Source organism: Paenibacillus planticolens, from assembly GCF_013141725.1.
Classification (GTDB): Bacteria; Bacillota; Bacilli; order Paenibacillales; family NBRC-103111; genus Paenibacillus_E; species Paenibacillus_E planticolens.
The window spans coordinates 132,873-149,755 of the sequence record NZ_WHNZ01000041.1 but is presented as its reverse complement, the minus strand read 5'-3'; the positions used below and the strand labels follow the sequence as shown (position 1 = coordinate 149,755).

Sequence of the window (16,883 nt, the reverse complement as noted above, 5' to 3'; positions counted from 1 at the left end):
AGCAGGGTCCGGCATGATTAGCCGGACCGAGTATCCAGTATGAAGAGACAGGAGCCGCCTGTAAAGAAAGACACTTGACAGGCTTACTTTGGTGATGTCTAAAAAAGGAACTCCGTGCCAGGAGTTGCAGGTTTCGTTCATATCAGCGCCCTGTAGTTCCTCCAAGAAACTGTATTGTTAGCGCAACGACCTGGTCCCAAGACTTTTCTATTCTGATCCTCGGAATCTTCCCTTATTCTCAGCAAAATTAAAAAAGAAGGTGCCCCTTGCCATTTTCATGGCTTTTGGGACACCTTCTTTTTTGCTTACTTAAGGACTTTCAATTGCTTTAATACGTTTGCGAGTGTGTCTTGGTTGAAGTTGACGGCTTTCATTTGACCAAGCACGAAAGATTCGGCTTGACCAGCTAGTCCGCGAAGTGATGTCATGTTTGCGGCAAGACTTTCAGGAGTTGGATTTGATACGTTAATTTGCGAAGCAAGTTGACGCAATCCATCGAAAAGCCCTGAAACTCCGTTTTCGGAAAGAAAGTTTGGACCGACATAGCTTCTAACTTGGTTAAGAACGTTTTGTAGATCTGTCCAAGTGCTTTCGCCTAAATTTAATTTGCTAATTTCGGCATTAATTTTGTTGAGTAACTGGGAGCTTGTTGGATCATCCATGTTTGCATCCATAGCCGCTTGAATTTCGCCAAGCTTCTGCAAAACATTGCCAACTGGACCTTCTGTCACTCCACCTGGAATTTGTTTAAGCATTTCTTCAAGTTTTTCTAAAAGTTGACTCATCTGCAATCCCTCCTCTCTAGTAGCTATCATATGTAAGTTCTTGCCGGTGTGATTGGATGATAGCTTAATATTTTTATTTTAAAAGAATAGATTTCTGCCACTTTCGGGTTGTCTTTAGCGAACATACGATACTTTGATATGAAAAACATAAGAAGCACGGTGTTTCTCTATCAGACTTGATATGGAAGGGGGGGCATTCAATGCCAGAACACCGGATTCGGATCAACGCCGACTTCTGGAAGGGCAAGAACGTATTGGTCACAGGTCATACGGGCTTTAAAGGAACTTGGTTAAGCTTATGGCTGCAAGGCATGGGAGCCAACGTAACGGGATATTCCTTAGAACCGCCAACAAACCCTAGTTTATTTGAACTTTGCCGGATGGAGGAAATTGTGTCGTCCACCACGGCAGATATCCGCAATATGCCGGCATTAACCGCAGCAATTAAAGAAGCGGCTCCAGACATCGTTTTTCACTTGGCGGCTCAACCGCTAGTTCGAGCATCGTACATGAATCCCATTGAAACTTATGAGATTAATACGATGGGGACGGTGAATCTGCTGGAGGCTGTACGTCAAGCCGTGAAAAGCGGGGTACCGGTCAAGGCTGTCATCCACGTTTCAACCGATAAATGCTACTCGCAACTGGATGAGGCAAGAGGATACCGTGAAACAGACCGATTAGGCGGCGGCGATCCTTACTCCAACAGCAAAGCATTAACGGAATTGATCGTTTCTAGTTACCGCCAAATTTATGAGAACGAAGCAGGCCATTCGAACGCGAAGGTCGCGCTCGCGTCGGTGAGAGCCGGCAATGTGATCGGCGGCGGGGATTGGGCAGAGGATCGGCTCATTCCCGATTGCTTCAGGGCCATTCTTCAAGGGAATGCCGTTAATCTCCGGTACCCGCAGGCCGTACGCCCTTGGCAGCATGTGCTTGAACCGCTTCATGGCTACTTGCTGCTTGCGCAGCATTTATATGAAGACAGCCAATTTGCGCAAGCTTGGAATTTCGGCCCTGAAGACAGCGATACGGTCACGGTCGAAGAGGTTGTCAGCCATCTGTGCAGCAAATGGGGAGGACAGGCATCCTATCTGGTCGATCAGGCTGAGCATCCTCATGAGGCTCATGTTCTGCGGTTAGACTGCACAAAGTCACGCAATCTCCTGGGCTGGTCACCGCGCTGGAATCTGGATACGGCGATATCCAAGTCCATTGAGTGGGTAAAAGGCTACGAGCTCAAGGAAGATTGCCGGGAATTGTGTTCCAAACAAATTCAAGAATTTGTGGAGGGGAGTGAGCTTCATGATCATTAAGCCTGGCCGTCTCCAGGGTATTTATGACATTACATTAACTCCCAACAACGATCATCGGGGCTATTTTACACGCATGTATGATCAAAACATCATGATGGCGCATGGTCTTCACCGCAATTGGCTGCAAGAAAACCGCTCCTTTTCAAGGCAAAAGGGGACGATTCGTGGGCTGCATTTTCAATTCAAGCCTCATGCCGAGACCAAGTTAATTTGGGTCAGCAAGGGTGCGATCCTGGATGTTTTTGTCGATGTGAGAACAGATTCCCCCACCTTCGGAAGCTACGACAGCAAACTGTTAACGGAAGATAACTTTGCAATGCTTTATATTTCGCCGGGTTTTGCTCATGGTTTCTGTACGTTGTCGGACAATTGCGAGGTTGTCTACAAGGTTGACCATATGTATTCACCGGATCATGAAGGCGGAATTTTGTGGAACGACCCTGCGCTTAACATTCCATGGCCTGTGCAAGAACCGATTATTTCGGCAAAAGATCAAAAGCTTTTACCGCTTGATAAATTGACAAAGGAGAGATTGAGATGAATCCACTCGTGAGCATTCTTATTCCGACGTACAATCGGCCGGATTATTTTGAACAAGCGCTGAAGAGCGCTCTTGCCCAAACGTATGACAATATTGAAATTGTCGTTAGCGATAACAGCGACAACAATGCTACGGAGCTTGTGGTACGAAAGTATCAGGCTTTGCCTGGCGGCTCGAAGATCAGGTATGTCAGAAATCCCGAAAACTTGGGTCCGATCGCGAATCAGCAGCAAAGCTTAAATTTGGCGAAGGGTGAGTTTATTAATTATTTAATGGACGATGACTTGTTTCACCCGCAAAAAATACAAAAAATGATGGCCTACTTATTACAGTATCCCGGCGTTTCGATGGTCACATCGCAAAGAAGGGTCATTAACTCGACAGGACGTCAAATTTATGTTCCGCCTTTTGGAACTTTCAAACAACTGTACCCGAGAGATACCATTGTCGACGGCCGAGTGCTGACAAAGAGGATGCTTGAAGACAAAATCAATTATTTAGGAGAGCCGACAACGGTGTTGTTTCGCAGAAAAGATTTGTTGGAGCCCTTTGGCGTGCTGCTGGGCAGGCAGGCTTATTTTGCCGTTGACATGGCAAGTTGGCTGAGTCTTTTAAGCAGAGGAAAAGGCGTCTACATGGTCCAGCCGCTCAGCTATTTGCGGTATCACTCGCAGCAATTGTCACAGCATGAGATGGCCAAAGAGGTTGCCAAAATGGATATCGAAACATTTAAATATTTTGCCGTGCAGCAGGGCTATGCGACAGAGAAAATGATCAAAGACTTTGAGAAGCAGCAAGATAAGAAGGGCCTGAAAAACAATCAAAGAACGAACCAACAAACCCTTCAGCAAATCAACCAGAAACTGCTGCAAAATTCACTCAAGAAAACGAACCAAAAGTCGAGCCCAAAACCCGTTCAGCCATTCAATCCTGCCCTTCTTCAGGATACGATCAAGAAATTGATCCAGCCAACGAATGTGACAAAGAAAAAGAAAGGGTGATAGCGCTGTGAGGTCGATTCTTCGGGATTATAAACAAGCGCGGGGCGAGCAGATTTTATCGTATTGTTTGCCCATCATCGTCGATGGCAAAGTTCAAGGCCGACTCAGGCCACTAACCCATGAATCCATTGATCATGAGGATGTTATTAAATCATTGATGGAATGGCGGGTAGCCGCCGGTCAGTGGTTTGCCACGCAGTTTCCTCCGAATGAGGAAGGAACACGGGCATGGGCACAGCATCAGATCATCGATATGGATGACCGGATTTTATTCATTATAGAAGATGAGGACCATACACCAATCGGGCAAATCGGACTTATGCACTACGATGAAACGGCCAAAACATGCGAATATGATAACTTGCTTAGAGGGCGTAAAGGTCGGTATGGCAACATTGTGCTGCATGCGCTGCTTACTTTGGGAGGATGGAGTTTACGGGAATTAGGCGTATTGAAAGGCTATCTCAATGTGCTTTCGGATAATGCCCGCGCGATTCATATTTATGAGACCTTAGGGGCTGTGGAAGTTCAGAGGACACCGCTGCGCAAGGAAATCGAAGGCGAAGTGATCCGCTGGGTTCCCACTAAGGATCAGCCGGACGGTGAACCGGAACGGGAAATGGTGACGATGGTGATTACGCGGGAAGCTTTTATTCGCAGATTCGGGCATGAGATCGATTTGGACAATGGGGAGGGAAAAACGTGGACATAAGGCTGTTCAAACCATCCGTTGGCGATGAAGAACTGGAGAGCATTAAACAAGTATTTGAGAAAGCTTGGCTTGGACTTGGTCCCAGAGTAGGCGAGTTCGAGAAAAAATGGAGCGACTATATTGGCTGTGCGGAATCGGTAGGCGTCAATTCCTGCACGGCTGCGCTTCATCTGGCACTGTCCGCTTTTAAATTCCCTCGAGGAAAAAAAGTGCTGGTCCCCGTCGTCACTTTTGCCGCCACTGCCATGGCGGTTCTGTATAACGGGCTTGTGCCGGTGTTTGTCGATGCGGATGAGACGACTTTTGGCATCAGCATGGAAGATTTGGAACGGAAATACGATCAAGACTGCGTTGCTGTCATTCCCGTTCACTTTATGGGTCATCCCGTCCCGATGGACCAACTGATGCCGTGGGCTCAAGCGCGCGGGCTCAAAGTCATTGAGGATACGGCGCATTCGGCAGGGGGAAAATATAAAGGCAAAGCGTTGGGCACTTGGGGCGATATCGGATGCTTTAGTTTTGAAGAAAAAAAATGTATGACAACCGGTGACGGCGGGATGATTTCGTCTCAGGATCCGGAGCTGCTGCGGCCGCTGCGCCATTCCCGTTGGGTCGGGATCAACAAAGACACCTGGGAGCGTTATGAGGAAAACGCCTCGTATCACGCAGATGCCAACAGCTGGTACTACGAAATATCCGATATCGGCTACAAGTACAATATGAATGATCTCATGGCGTCCATCGGTCTCGTGCAATTAACGAAACTGGATGCGATGAACCGGAGAAGAGAAGCGATTATCGGTCAGTATGTGGCAGGTCTTACCGGCAGCAAACATGTGCGCCCAGCATTGCCTTACAACTTGCACGAATCTTCGTACTGGGCATTTGTCGTTCGCGTGAAGGAGAGAGAACAGTTTATTTTGCACATGAAGAAAAAAGGGGTGGCTACCGGCGTTCATTATATGCCGCTAACGATGCATCCGCTTTTTGTTCCCTATAAGGCAGAAACACCAAATGCGGATACGCTTTGGCGTGAACTCGTTACGCTCCCGCTGTTCCCTGATTTAACGGATGAGGAGATTGCGTATGTCCTTGAGAGTGCTGGATCTTATGCGCCTTAAGCGAATTGCAGAAATGTGAGCCGTTGAATGTCAAAGAAGCTAAGCGACTTGTATGTGCTTAACTTCTTTGCTTTTGGCGCGGAGCAAGTTAGTTGTAACCTTTGTCCAGTGGTTTTGAGGAAAAGCTTCTCCCAGGTCATTGATGAGCAAAATTGTGGGAACTACAGGGCGCTATTTGAGCTGCATGGTCTGTTTATTGAGTGCAAGTGGAACTACAGGGTCTTATTCGTCAGAAAAAGCTCCCATTTTGACAAAATGGCGTAAATAGAGGATCGTAGTTCCCCCTAACTTGCAGAAATGTTGATTTTCTGAAAAATAAGGGATCATAGTTCCCACTCTCGCAATACATCATTAAATCAGCAAAAAAGACCGCTCCACTCGGATTCCAAGGGCGGTCTTTTTCATATTTCGGTTAATGCCGGCATCACCAGGAGAATAATTTTATCAATTTTCTGGTTTCGAGTTGTTCGGCGAGCTTTTTCAGATCTTTCGCCAGTTTGGACAGCTTTTTATTTTTCTCACAAGCGTAGATCAGCTGCCGCACCCTCATCAACAGTTCGTCCACATACAGATGATAGGTAGCATCATTCCATTTGAGGAAATTGTTCAGCACGGTTTTCCCCAATCTGCTGACGATTTCGGCAAAAGTGGAAGAGTCTTTGAGTAAATCTTGCTGTCTAGCCAGTAGTGTAGCGTCTATCCAATCGCACTGACACCCCATTCGTGACAAAAGCGTGTTGGTTAATTGTGTGGGATGCTTGCGGAAAGAGCATAACGGCTCTTTGAGAAATACCGCATGCTTGTTGGCAAGCACAGCGATCCAGGAGGCGACATCGACATTGTTAAAGGCTTGTTTTCCGCCAAATGTGCCGAAAGGCTCAACCAGATCGGATTTTCGAAAAAGCACCGCTGTCGGTTCGCCGATGTAGTTTTTCGTGTCGGTCAGCATGCTTTTGATAACAGTTTGCCCATTGATCGCGGTCTTTTTTTTAGTCGATAATGGAAAAGGCGGATCCGGGAAGATACGTACCGGCTCCCCCAAATCATCAATGATTTGTTTCCGCGAGGTCACGAGCCCGATTTGCGGGTCTTCGATCAAATAAGGAACCATAAGCTCGATTTTTCTGGGATGAAACAAGTCGTCATCCATTAAATAGTTGACATACTCGCCTGATGCGAGTTTGAAGCATTTATGCTGGTTGGCAATCGGACCGATGTTCGTTTCGTTCCTTACGTACTTGATGTTGAAGCCGCTATGGGGGGGCAGGTACGATTGCACCACTTGCTCCGTTGTATCATCTCGACTGTTATCGCAAATGATAATTTCAATATGAGAATATGTTTGGTTTAGAGCGCTGAGCAGCGCTTGTTCCAGATATTGCGGACGCTCATAGGTTGGCAGCAAAATGCTTACAAGTGGTGTCATCGTACGCCTCCTTTTACACCATGTCTAAACCGTGCCGCGGCTTACCAGATTTTCCAGGGAGCATGTCCCGACTCCCAAATTTTCTGCAAATGCTGTTGATCCCGCAGCGTGTCCATTGCATACCAGAAGTCGTCATGCTTATAGGCATGCAGTTGGCCTGAGGCAGCTAATTGCTCTAAGGGCTCCTTTTCAAAATGGATCGGGTCGCCCTCGATATAATCAAAAACTTGAGGCTGCAAAACAAAGAATCCGCCGTTCACCCAACCGCCTTCGCCTCTAGGCTTTTCCTGGAATTTGGTGATCTCATTGCCCTTGCCGAAAACAAGGGAACCAAATCTGGCCGTAGGCTGCACGGCTGTCAGTGTGGCGAATTTGCCGTGATCCTGATGAAATTTTACAACCTGGGGAATATTGACGTTCGTCAGTCCGTCCCCATACGTTAAAAGGAAAGGCTCATCGCCGATATATTTCTGAATCCGCTTAATACGTCCCCCGGTCATCGTCTCATCGCCTGTGTGTACGAGCGTAATTTGCCATGACTCCGCCGGTGACGTTAGGTAGTGAGTTGAGTGGCCTTGCAAATCAATCGTCATATCGGCTTCTTTCATATAATAATCGGCAAAAAAGTCTTTAATTACGTGACCTTTATATCCCAGGCAAATAATAAACTCATTATATCCGTACGATGAGTAGATCTTCATAATATGCCATAGAATAGGCTTTTCACCGATGGCAATCATAGGTTTAGGCTTAGTAATGGTTTCTTCACGAAATCTTGTGCCAAGTCCACCAGCTAGAATTACGACTTTCATCCTCATTCCTCCTTTCTATGTTTCTAAAACTAGCTTGCTATATCATATGTAAATCACATGAAATTGACAGAGACAGTTATAAATAGATAACTATAAATGTGCATGCGGCTAGGGGGATTCTGAAATTGGATGGTTGAAAAAGAGCCGAAGTGGAGGATGAAAGATCATCCACTTTTCGTTATAATGAGTTCATCAGGTGATCAAATAAACCAAAATGGGGTAGTCACAATGAACATGTATATGTACTATGCGATATTCTCGCTTATCTTGGTATTCGGATTAGTTACAACGTTTATGATTGGCTTTTCTCGCAAAAATCGGGAAGGGGATACCAGCTATTTCCAAAAGACAGGGGTAAAATGGGCGCGACTCACCTCCTTTTACGTCGTTGCGATCATAGCAGGCTTGTTAGCTCTGATTGCCTATATCAGGTATTTGATTCAATAAAGAAAGACCGCCACTTTGCAGCTCCATAGCAAAGACGCGGTCTTTTTCATTTGGTAAAATGAAAACTCTTTCACACTACCACACTTGTATGGTAGTATGGTAATAACATTTGAAAATTGGAGGTGAAGCCAACTGTGTTTATCAAACCCGTCATTAGTACGACGCGCGATGCCGTATATCATGCGCTTAAAGAGCAAATTCTTATGCTGGATTTGCTGCCGGGTACCGGGATTTCGGAGAAGGAAATCTCCGTGCAATTCGGTGTGAGCCGGACACCGGTGCGTGAGAGCTTCGTTCAATTGTCTCAAGAAGGACTGCTTGATATTTATCCGCAGCGCGGCACGGTCGTGTCGCTTATCGATTTGGAGCGTGTGGAAGAGGCGCGTTTTATCCGGGAACAGCTGGAGCGGGCTGTGATTATGCTGGCTTGTGAAAGCTTTCCGCAGGAGTCGCTGCAACTGCTTCGGTCGAATTTGGCTTATCAGCAAGTGTCGATGCGGGAGAAAGATTTCAAGAAGATGTTCGAACTTGATGAAGCGTTCCACCGAACGATCTTCGAAGGGTGCAAAAAGCTGAATACATGGGCTGTCATCCAGCAAGTGAACGTTCATCTTAACCGAACCCGTATGCTTAGACTCGCGGCAGATCACAGGTGGGATGAGCTGTATGAACAGCATCAACATATGGTAGAAGCGATTGAGGGGCATGAAAGCGGGAAGGCTGAGCAATTGATGAACACGCATCTGCATCTCACGATTGCTGATCAAACCGTTTTGAAAGAGAAATTTCCGACGTACTTCAAAGAATGAATGGCAGGGAGGCGCATAGACGATGAAAATGGTTTTTCGCTGGTTTGGAGAAGGCAACGATACCGTGACACTTGGGCAAATCAAGCAAATTCCCGGCGTAGAGGGAATTGTTTGGGCACTGCATGACGTTCCGGCCGGTGAAGAGTGGCCGATGGATAAAATCATGCAGATCAAGGAAGTCGCGGACAAGGCGGGTCTTCACATGAAGGTTGTAGAAAGCGTCAACATTCATGAGGACATTAAGTTGGGACTGCCAAGCCGTGATGTCTACATAGATAATTATAAGAAAACGATCGCGAAGCTGGCGAAGGTTGGCGTTAAGGTGATCTGCTATAATTTCATGCCTGTTTTTGATTGGGTGCGAACAGATCTCCATAAGGAATTGGAGGACGGCTCAACCGCGCTGTTTTATGAAAAAGAGAAAGTCGCCCATCTCAACTTAGAAGAGCAGGTAAAGCGGATTAACGCGAATCCGAATTTCACTATGCCGGGCTGGGAACCGGAGCGGTTGGAGCGGCTCAGCGAATTGTTCGAAGCTTACCGGGATGTGACGGAAGAGCATCTTTGGGCAAACGCCAAGTATTTTCTCGATGAAATTATCCCGTTTGCAGCTGAGCATGATATTCGCATGGCCATCCACCCGGATGATCCGCCTTGGCCGATTTTCGGACTGCCGCGGCTTATTACCGGTCAAGCGAATATTCGCCGTTATTTGGGACTCGTTGACAGTCCTTACAACGGTCTGACGTTGTGCAGCGGATCGCTTGGAGCGAACCCCGCGAACGATATCGTGTCTATCGTGCATGAGTTTGCAGACCGGATTCCTTTTGCGCATATTCGTAATGTCCGCGTGTATGATAATGGAGACTTTATAGAAACATCCCACCGCACAACAGATGGAACGGTAGATATCGCAGGCATTGTGAATGCGCTGTCTGAGAACGATTATGAGGGGTACTGCCGCCCGGATCACGGACGGCATATATGGGGCGAGCAGTGCAGACCCGGTTACGGGCTTTATGATCGCGCGCTCGGCATCATGTATTTATGGGGATTATGGGACGCAAACCGCAGACATTCACTAGGGGAAAGGAAGGTCGACTAAACATGAAGGGTATTACGCAATTTCCTGCTTTGCAAGGAAAAGTTGTCGTTATTACAGGAGGAGCCGGCGTACTGTGCCGGGTTATGGCGGTTGAGCTGGCTCGTCAGGGCGGACGGATCGCGATTTTGAACCGGTCTGTGGAGAAAGGGCAGGAAGTTGCTGCTGAGATTGCCGCTGCAGGCGGTGAAGCCATCGCGTTGTCATGCGACGTGACGGATGCAGAAAGTGTGGCGAAAGCGGCGGAAATGGTTTTGGAGCTCCTTGGACCTTGCGATATTCTGATTAACGGAGCCGGCGGCAATCATGCCAGCGCGAATACGACGAACGAAATCTTCAAATTGGAAGACTTGTCCAATCCGGACATTCAAACTTTCTACGATTTAAGCGTAACAGGGTTCCGCAATGTGCTTGATTTGAACTTTGTCGGAACGTTGATTCCGACGCAAATTTTTACGAAACAGATGATCGGGCGGCCTGACGTGACGGTCATCAATATTTCATCCATGAGCGCGCCTTCGCCGATGACCAAAGTGCCGGCCTACAGCGCTGCGAAAGCGGCCATCGACAACTTCACGCAGTGGCTGGCTGTGCATATGGCCGAAAGCGGCATTCGCGTCAACGCGATTGCGCCGGGTTTCTTCTTGACGAAGCAGAACGAGAAGCTGCTGCTTAAGGAAGATGGCACGCTCACCGAGCGCTCGCACAAGATCATCTCTCATACGCCGATGCGCCGCTTCGGCAAGCCTGAGGATCTGCTCGGTACGCTGCTTTGGCTGACGGACCCCAACTTGTCCGGCTTCGTGACGGGCGCTACGATTCCGGTGGACGGCGGGTTTATGGCTTATTCGGGCGTATAAGATTAAGTGTGTCACAGATGGTTAAGGAGTTAAGCATAGATAGGTTGCTTAACTCCTTTTTTTTGCGTTTACAACGTAACAATGTTATGTTACATTGTTTTTAAAGGAGGGTTGCGAATTGGATGAGGAATTGATTTCAAAGAAAGACTTATTGGAATTAACAGGCATATCTTATGGTCAATTATATCGTTGGAAGCGCAAAAACTTGCTGCCGGAAGAATGGTTTATCCGGAAATCGGCGTTTACGGGGCAGGAAACGTTTTTCCCAAAGGGGCAGATGCTTGCCAGAATCGATAAAATTAAAAATATGAAAGATGATTTGTCGCTAGATGAATTGGCTGAAGTATTCTCGCCGGTTCCGACAGATCTGCGTATAGATGCAAATGAGTTAATTAAACGAAACATTGTTTCGAAGATAACCACGGAATATGCGGAGCCTTTCTTGGGACCTGCTGCGGTCTACAGTTTCGAACAAGTCTTATATTTGTATTTGCTTGACTGCTGCTTGCAATCCGGCGAGATGAATCTGGATGAAGGCAAGCACTTGCTCCAGACACTTAGCGAGAACTACCCCCGTTTTGAGGGGAAGCCTTCCGACTTGATTTTTATACGAAAAATGGGAATGTCTTTGTTCCTGCTCGTGTCATCGGGCAGTGAACTGTATGCGGAGAATAGTGCGAAAGTCGTGTTTCGGGTTCACATGGCCAAGAAAGTGGAAGAGCTGAAGATGAGAATAACAGCGATATGAAGGAGGGAATGGGATGCGTTCAGATGGCAGCCGCAACCTGATCATCAACGGAATAGGCTCTTCCAACGGAGGCATCGTTCGGAATGCTAAAATTGACGGAGTCGGCAAAGTAGACGGTGACATTGCGTGTACCGACTTTATTTTGAATGGCAGAGTGGAAGTACTGGGCAGTGTGAAAGCTGCAAGCGCGGAAATGAATGGATCAGCGGTGATTGCGGGGGATCTGCACGCCGCACGCACCCGAATCCAGGGGAGAGTCCGGATCGAGGGGGATTTCGTCGGGGAAAGCATGGAAATGAATGGAACGCTCATTGTCAAAGGGAGCTGCGAGGCGGAAACGTTCAATGCGGACGGGAAGCTGCAGTTGGGTGCCTTGAACGCGGATACCATTCACATCACTGTTCACGGAAACAGCTCCGTTGCTGAAATTGGCGGGGAGACGATCCGCATTCGCAAACAGCCCGGCATTGATTTTGCCAAATGGCTGAGAGTGCTGCCTTTGCCTTTTGGCAATAAGCTTACGGCGCAAGTGATTGAAGGAGATCACATTGATCTCGCCTATACAACGGCTGAAGTAGTCCGGGGCGCGAATGTGAAAATTGGACCTGGTTGTGAGATCGGACTGGTTGAATATACGTTGAAGTTTGATCAAGACAAAAGTTCTGCCGTTAAGCAGTATAAGAAAGTATAGATTCCGGATACGGAAGGAGGAAAACAGGATGAAAGGAAATCTCACGATTACAGGCAGTTCGACGGCCACAGGCGGTCAATACGATAAAGTAAAAATTGTCGGCGAAGGCATTATCGAAGGGGACGTTCAATGCAATCTGATGAGATGCGTAGGCACCCTGGAAATGGATGGAAGCTTGAAAGCCGAGCGCATGAGTGTCGTAGGGACTTGTTCATGGACTGGTGGCGTTCAAGGGGAGGCTCTCAAAATTTCAGGCACGGTGACTGTAGGCGGCGATGCCAACATAGGCAGGATCAGTGGCTCCGGGGCTATAGAAGCGCGAGGCGACCTGTACAGTGACAGGATGGAGTTGAGAGGGCAGCTTGTGACAGTCGGCGACTGTGAAGCGGAGGTGTTCAAGTCCAGGGGCATGTTTGAAATCGGCGGCTTGCTGAATGCCGGGCAGCTGGATATCAAGCTGTACCGGATTTCGAGCGCCAAGGAAATTGGCGGCGAAAAAATAAGAATTCGGAAGGCGAGTGTGCTGAGCCCTTACAGCTTCTTTTTCATGCCGGCTTCAGATGCACAGTTAACGGCGGATGTCATTGAAGGGGACGACATCGATCTGGAGCATACAAAGGCCAGGATCGTTCGCGGAAATCGCGTGACCATAGGCGCAGGCTGCGAAATTGAGCTGGTGGAGTATAAGGAAAGTTTGCTGCGGAAGAAGGGCGCTGTCATTCACGCTAACTGCAAAAAATAATGATTCGGCAGAAGGGAAGAAACGCTATGAGCTCTGGTTTTCGTGATGTTATAGCAACTGAGGAACAATTTGAAGAATTACGTTCGTTATGCGGCTATCCAAGCCAGCGGGCAGCGGATAAAGTCATTTCCGTATTGGATCATCATTGCCGGGCGTTTATTGCCAAATCTCCATTCGTAACTTTGGCTACTTCCAATCGCAATGGGCAATGCGACGTTTCACCGCGGGGCGATGCCCCTGGGTTTGTACGCGTCCTTGACGAGCATCGGCTGTTTATTCCGGAACGTCCGGGCAATCGGAGAATGGATTCGATCCAAAATATGTTAACGAACCCTCATATCGGACTTCTATTTTTTATCCCGGGTTTAGGGGAGACGCTCAGGGTCAATGGCAAAGCTTATGTAACCCGCGACCCGGAGCTGCTTGAGCAAAGCGCTGTGAACGGAAGCAGCCCTTTATTCGGCATAGGCGTTGAAGTGGAAGAGTGTTATATCCACTGCGCCAAAGCATTTATACGATCGGGGCTATGGTCACCGGCGTCATGGAGTTCCCAAACGGAACTGCCCTCCGTTCCGCAAATGTTGATGGACCATGCGCGAATTTCCAATACGACAGCGGAGCAAGTGGCTAAAGAATTGAATGAAAGCTATACGAATAGGCTTTATTGACCCATGGACTGCCGTGATTAACGGCAGTTTTTTGATTTTACGATGGGGGAAGAGGGAATGTTAAGAAAAATTTACAATTCAAAATTGAAACACGTGCAACCTTTTTTGTAACCTCTCCGTTTATTTAGTTGACCCATGAGGGTTATAAAAAATAATCAGTTAAAAGGAGAGAAGTTACTGTGAAAAAAATAGCTACTGCAACTTTGTCATCAATCATTTTGGGAGCCCTGACTTTTAATACCGCATTTGCCTTTTCGGATGTCGAAAACGGACAAGCTGAGGCTATTAATGCTTTATATGATCGCGGAGTAGTAAGCGGCGTGGATCACCAACATTTTGCACCGAAAAATAAAATCAGCTATGCGCAAACCGTTCAAATCATTGTGAAAGGCTTGGATCTGAACTTGGATCTGCTGCGCTTCGTCAAGAAGCCGGTTGCATCGGATTACTTTACAAATATTCCGAATGACGCTTGGTATGCCGATGCGTTCATCATCGCGCATTACAATGGCGTGGAAATTCCGAAGGATGTAAATCCGAACGCAGCAATCACCCGCGAGCAATTCGGAGATTTGTTGATTCGTGCTCTTGAGAAGAAGGGCAACTTCCCAATGATCAAAATCGCGCCTGCAGATATTAAGGATGCGGACCAAATTACGCCGGAGTATCAAGGCGCTCTGCAGCGTATGCTGGTGTATAAAATTGCCGCGCTAGATAATAACGGCAAGCTGAATCCGAAGGCGGAGCTAACACGCGGCGAGGCGGCAACTTGGGTTTACAACGCAAGCAAAGTGCTGGCTGCGCATACGCAGAAACCGGCACCGACTGAGAGCATCGCAGTAAATGTTGAAAAAGTGAATGACGACGTCAACAAAGTGACGCTGTCGCGCGAATCTAAGCCTACCGGAGGTTATGCTATCGAAATTACCGGCATCCAATTCCAGCAGGACGGTCGCGCAATCATTACTTATACGCTTACAGATCCTCAGCCGGACTCAATGAATGCGCAAGTCATTACCGAGCCTAAAGCGGTAACTTACGTGTCTTCCAAATACACAGCTGTGGCTGAGCCAGCCTCCAAATAAGAACGACAAAAGTGCTTCCTCATGATGAGTGAAGCACTTTTTTTACATGAGCAACAACTGAATCATAAAAGGGCTATCCTGAAAGTAGGTATCTACTTCGTGGATAGCCCTTCCATATGTTGTCTTTTCCAACAATTACCGATGTTCGATGAGGTCAATAGCCCCCAAAACGACATGAGCCAGTCCGAATCCCAACACACCGGTTGCTGCAAGTTTATACTTGCTTCCGAGTAGCGAAGCAGCAGAAGCTGTTACGACAGTTCCAAGCACAGCAGGGATTAAACCTTCACGCATGTGTATCACTCCCATTGGTTTTTTTGGAAAGACAAAGCTTAGTGTAGAACAATCCGCTCTAAATTATCCGTCCAAAACAAAGGGAATGCACGGAACTTAACGTATGAAGATGAAAGTCGCACGCCAAAAAAACGGTTGCAAAAGCAGGAAGATCAACTTATGATAGTATTGAATTCATGAAATTACTTATTAATTAATAAAATTATTAATTTAAGGAGCGGATTTCTGTGGCTAACCGGATTACGATTAACGCCGATAGGGCGAAAGGCACCATTAATCGCAATATTTACGGACATTTCTCCGAGCATCTGGGGCGCTGTATTTACGAGGGCCTATGGGTTGGCGAGGATTCCGAAATTCCTAACACGAATGGGATCCGCAACGATGTCGCGGCCGCATTGAAACAGATGAAAATCCCTGTACTCAGATGGCCTGGCGGATGTTTTGCAGACGAGTATCACTGGAAGGACGGCATTGGTCCCAAAGAAAATCGGAAACGGATGATTAATACGCATTGGGGCGGCGTTGTGGAAAATAATCATTTCGGCACGCATGAGTTTATGATGCTCTGCGAAATGCTGGAGTGCGAACCATACATTAATGGAAATGTCGGAAGCGGGACCGTTCAAGAAATGTCGGAGTGGGTGGAATATTTGACCTTCGAGGGTGTGTCCCCGATGGCGGAGATGCGTGCTGCTAACGGACATACAGAGCCGTGGAAGGTGAAATACTTCGGAGTGGGCAATGAGAATTGGGGCTGCGGCGGAAATATGCGGCCGGAATATTATGCGGACCTGTACCGCCAGTTCCAAACCTATGTCCGTAATTACGGCAGCAATCGTATACATAAAGTTGCTTGCGGTCCTAACTCGGACGACTATCATTGGATGGAAACGCTGATGAAGCAGGCTCATCGTTACATGGATTCGATCACGCTGCACTATTACACAGTTCCGGGTGAGTCTTGGCAGGAGAAGGGTGCGGCAACCGGTTTTCCGGAAGAGATGTGGCGTGTCACGTTGAAGAAAGCTTTGTTCATGGAGGAGCTGATTCGTAAACATTCCGCCATCATGGATCAGTACGATCCGGAGAAACGAATCGGGCTGCTCGTCGACGAGTGGGGAACCTGGCACGATGTGGAGCCGGGAACGAATCCAGGCTTCCTGTATCAGCAGAATACGATCCGCGACGCTCTTGTCGCAGGGATTTCATTGCATATTTTCAATGCGCACTGTGACCGCGTGCAGATGGCGAATATCGCACAATTAGTGAATGTGCTGCAAGCAGTTATTTTGACCGAAGGGGAGAAAATGGTGCTCACGCCAACCTATCATGTCTTCGACATGTACAAAGTTCATCAGGACGCCGAGCTGTTGGATATTCACGAGTCCATCGCGGAGTTAGGTGAGGGTCAGCAGGCAATCCCGCAAATATCCGTCTCCGCTTCCAAGGATGACAAGGGTCGGATTCATATCAGCCTATGCAATCTGGATCATCAAGCTAGCGCGAAAGTTGAAGTGGAGCTGCGCGGCTTGGTTGGCTCGCCTGTCTCTATTAAAGGGACGACCTTGAGTTCAGACACGATCGACGGCCACAACACATTCGAAGAGGCGAATAAAGTAGCGCCGACGGAGTTCACAGCGTTCTCCATGGACGGACAACTGCTCCATGCGGAGCTTCCTCCGATGTCCGTTACGGTTTTGGAAGTCGTCGCGGAGTAGGA

The 16,883-nt window shown here is 47.7% G+C and carries 19 protein-coding genes; 15 read left to right on the top strand and 4 right to left on the bottom strand.

What is annotated here, in order from left to right:
* Positions 1-305: 305 nt before the first annotated feature.
* Complete coding sequence (locus GC097_RS19225) at positions 306-785, bottom strand: hypothetical protein (protein ID WP_171684917.1); 480 nt, start codon at positions 783-785, stop codon at positions 306-308.
* Between the two features lie 200 nt (positions 786-985).
* On the opposite strand from GC097_RS19225, the gene rfbG reads away from it, so the two are divergent.
* From rfbG to GC097_RS19200, 5 genes are read left to right on the top strand one after another with little or no spacing between them, the layout of a single operon-like run.
* Positions 986-2,101, top strand: coding sequence for a CDP-glucose 4,6-dehydratase (gene rfbG / locus GC097_RS19220; protein ID WP_171684916.1), 1,116 nt, complete (start codon positions 986-988; stop codon positions 2,099-2,101).
* A complete protein-coding gene (rfbC, locus tag GC097_RS19215; protein ID WP_171684915.1) occupies positions 2,091-2,642 on the top strand; it encodes a dTDP-4-dehydrorhamnose 3,5-epimerase in 552 nt (183 codons plus the stop codon). Before rfbG ends, rfbC begins: the two co-directional genes overlap by 11 nt.
* On the top strand, positions 2,639-3,643 hold the full coding sequence (locus tag GC097_RS19210) for a glycosyltransferase family 2 protein (RefSeq protein WP_171684914.1): 1,005 nt from the start codon (positions 2,639-2,641) through the stop codon (positions 3,641-3,643). The genes rfbC and GC097_RS19210 overlap by 4 nt, the downstream gene beginning before the upstream one ends.
* Positions 3,644-3,650: 7 nt before the next feature.
* Positions 3,651-4,355, top strand: a complete 705-nt coding sequence (locus GC097_RS19205) for a GNAT family N-acetyltransferase (protein WP_171684913.1) — start codon at positions 3,651-3,653, stop codon at positions 4,353-4,355.
* Complete coding sequence (locus GC097_RS19200) at positions 4,346-5,476, top strand: DegT/DnrJ/EryC1/StrS family aminotransferase (RefSeq protein ID WP_171684912.1); 1,131 nt, start codon at positions 4,346-4,348, stop codon at positions 5,474-5,476. The genes GC097_RS19205 and GC097_RS19200 overlap by 10 nt, the downstream gene beginning before the upstream one ends.
* 424 nt (positions 5,477-5,900) lie before the next feature.
* Here GC097_RS19200 and GC097_RS19195 read toward each other — a convergent pair whose 3' ends face one another.
* Positions 5,901-6,902 carry a glycosyltransferase family 2 protein gene (locus GC097_RS19195; RefSeq protein WP_171684911.1) on the bottom strand — a complete coding sequence of 334 codons (1,002 nt, stop codon included), beginning with the start codon at positions 6,900-6,902 and terminating at the stop codon, positions 5,901-5,903.
* 41 nt (positions 6,903-6,943) lie between these two features.
* On the bottom strand, positions 6,944-7,714 hold the full coding sequence (gene rfbF / locus GC097_RS19190; protein ID WP_171684910.1) for a glucose-1-phosphate cytidylyltransferase: 771 nt from the start codon (positions 7,712-7,714) through the stop codon (positions 6,944-6,946).
* Between the two features lie 183 nt (positions 7,715-7,897).
* Between rfbF and GC097_RS19185 the strand changes: the two genes are divergently transcribed.
* The 9 genes from GC097_RS19185 to GC097_RS19145 all read left to right on the top strand — a co-directional run bounded on the left by GC097_RS19185 (position 7,898) and on the right by GC097_RS19145 (position 14,866).
* A complete protein-coding gene (locus tag GC097_RS19185; RefSeq protein ID WP_171684909.1) occupies positions 7,898-8,161 on the top strand; it encodes a hypothetical protein in 264 nt (87 codons plus the stop codon).
* A gap of 134 nt (positions 8,162-8,295) precedes the next feature.
* Positions 8,296-8,970: a GntR family transcriptional regulator gene (locus tag GC097_RS19180; protein ID WP_312875700.1), complete on the top strand. Its 675-nt coding sequence runs from the start codon at positions 8,296-8,298 to the stop codon at positions 8,968-8,970.
* Between the two features lie 22 nt (positions 8,971-8,992).
* Complete coding sequence (uxuA, locus tag GC097_RS19175) at positions 8,993-10,075, top strand: mannonate dehydratase (RefSeq protein WP_171684908.1); 1,083 nt, start codon at positions 8,993-8,995, stop codon at positions 10,073-10,075.
* 2 nt (positions 10,076-10,077) lie between these two features.
* Complete coding sequence (locus GC097_RS19170) at positions 10,078-10,932, top strand: SDR family oxidoreductase (protein ID WP_171684907.1); 855 nt, start codon at positions 10,078-10,080, stop codon at positions 10,930-10,932.
* A 118-nt stretch (positions 10,933-11,050) separates the two neighbouring features.
* The gene (locus tag GC097_RS19165) at positions 11,051-11,680 is read left to right on the top strand and encodes a YhbD family protein (protein WP_171684906.1); all 630 of its coding nucleotides are present in this window, start codon (positions 11,051-11,053) and stop codon (positions 11,678-11,680) included.
* 13 nt (positions 11,681-11,693) lie between these two features.
* Positions 11,694-12,371, top strand: coding sequence for a polymer-forming cytoskeletal protein (locus GC097_RS19160; RefSeq protein WP_171684905.1), 678 nt, complete (start codon positions 11,694-11,696; stop codon positions 12,369-12,371).
* Between the two features lie 28 nt (positions 12,372-12,399).
* Positions 12,400-13,113: a hypothetical protein gene (locus GC097_RS19155; RefSeq protein WP_171684904.1), complete on the top strand. Its 714-nt coding sequence runs from the start codon at positions 12,400-12,402 to the stop codon at positions 13,111-13,113.
* A gap of 26 nt (positions 13,114-13,139) precedes the next feature.
* Positions 13,140-13,781, top strand: coding sequence for a pyridoxamine 5'-phosphate oxidase family protein (locus GC097_RS19150; protein WP_171684929.1), 642 nt, complete (start codon positions 13,140-13,142; stop codon positions 13,779-13,781).
* 179 nt (positions 13,782-13,960) lie between these two features.
* Complete coding sequence (locus GC097_RS19145; RefSeq protein WP_171684903.1) at positions 13,961-14,866, top strand: S-layer homology domain-containing protein; 906 nt, start codon at positions 13,961-13,963, stop codon at positions 14,864-14,866.
* Positions 14,867-15,001: 135 nt separating this feature from the next.
* On the opposite strand, the gene GC097_RS19140 is transcribed toward GC097_RS19145, so the two are convergent.
* A complete protein-coding gene (locus GC097_RS19140; protein ID WP_127449393.1) occupies positions 15,002-15,160 on the bottom strand; it encodes an asparagine synthase in 159 nt (52 codons plus the stop codon).
* Between the two features lie 227 nt (positions 15,161-15,387).
* On the opposite strand from GC097_RS19140, the gene GC097_RS19135 reads away from it, so the two are divergent.
* Positions 15,388-16,881: an alpha-N-arabinofuranosidase gene (locus GC097_RS19135; protein WP_171684902.1), complete on the top strand. Its 1,494-nt coding sequence runs from the start codon at positions 15,388-15,390 to the stop codon at positions 16,879-16,881.
* The last annotated feature ends 2 nt before the right edge of the window (positions 16,882-16,883 follow it).